This is a genomic window from Mycobacterium colombiense, assembly GCF_001665835.1.
In the GTDB taxonomy this organism is placed as follows: Bacteria; Actinomycetota; Actinomycetes; order Mycobacteriales; family Mycobacteriaceae; genus Mycobacterium; species Mycobacterium colombiense_A.
Genome location: NZ_LZSX01000007.1, coordinates 1 through 1,412, shown reverse-complemented (window position 1 = coordinate 1,412; position 1,412 = coordinate 1). Strand labels below are relative to the sequence as shown.

At 64.7% G+C, this 1,412-nt stretch carries 1 protein-coding gene; it reads right to left on the bottom strand.

The annotated features are described in order from the left end of the window. The coding region (gene ahcY / locus A5760_RS01275) for an adenosylhomocysteinase (RefSeq protein WP_064877280.1) at positions 1-1,412 on the bottom strand (1,412 nt) is incomplete at its 3' end.

Here is a 1,412-nt window from a genome sequence, read left to right as displayed (position 1 = left end):
TTGGTCAGCTCGCCACCCAGCGCCTCCACGTGGATGCGCGCCACCTTCTCGTCCAGGTGCTTGGGCAGCCGGTACACCTCGTTGTCGTACTCGTCGTTCTTGGTCCACAGCTCGATCTGCGCGATGACCTGGTTGGAGAAGCTGTTGCTCATCACGAACGACGGGTGCCCGGTGGCGTTACCCAGGTTCAGCAGCCGGCCCTCGGACAGCAGGATGATCGACTTGCCGGTATCCGGGAACGTCCACAGGTCGACCTGCGCGCGGATGTTGGTCTTAGTGGCGCCGGACTTCTCCAGCCGCGCCACCTGGATCTCGTTGTCGAAGTGGCCGATGTTGCCCAGGATCGCCTTGTCCTTCATCGCCTTCATGTGCTCGAGGGTGATGATGTCCTTGTTGCCCGTGGTGGTGATGATGATGTCGGCCTCGCCGATCACGTCCTCCACCCGCTTGACGTCGAAACCCTCCATCAGCGCCTGCAGCGCGTTGATCGGGTCGATCTCGGTGACGGTCACGCGCGCGCCCTGGCCGGCCACCGACTCCGCGGAGCCCTTACCGACGTCGCCGTAGCCGCAGATCAACACCTTCTTGCCGCCGATCAGCACATCGGTGCCGCGGTTGATGCCATCGATCAGCGAGTGCCGGCAACCGTACTTGTTGTCGAACTTGCTCTTGGTGACCGAGTCGTTGACGTTGATCGCCGGGAACGCCAGGTCACCGGCCGCGGCGAACTGGTAGAGGCGCAGCACGCCGGTAGTGGTCTCCTCCGAGACGCCCTTGATCGACGCGGCGATCTTGGTCCACTTGTCCTTGTCGGTCTCGAACCGCTTGCGCAGCAGGTTCAAAAACACCCGGTGCTCGGCCGAGTCGTCTTCCTCGTCCGGCGGCACCACGCCGGCCTTCTCGTACTGCGCGCCGCGCAGCACCAGCATGGTGGCGTCACCGCCGTCGTCCAGGATCATGTTCGCCGGCGCGGCGACGCCGTCTTTATCGGGCCACGTCAGCACCTGCTCGGCCGCCCACCAGTACTCCTCGAGCGTCTCGCCCTTCCACGCGTACACCGGAACGCCCCTGGGCTCCTCCGCGGTGCCGTGCGGGCCGACGACCACCGCGGCGGCGGCATGGTCCTGAGTGGAGAAGATGTTGCAAGACGCCCAGCGGACCTCGGCGCCCAGCGCGACGAGGGTCTCGATCAACACCGCGGTCTGCACGGTCATGTGCAGCGAACCCGAGATACGCGCACCCTTGAGCGGCTGCACGTCGTGGTACTCACGGCGCAGCGACATCAGACCCGGCATTTCCTGCTCCGAGAGCTCGATGTCCCGGCGACCGTAATCCGCCAACGACAGATCGGCGACCTTGAAATCGATGCCGTTTCGAACCTCGGGGGTCAGTACGTTTTCGGTCGTCGTCAT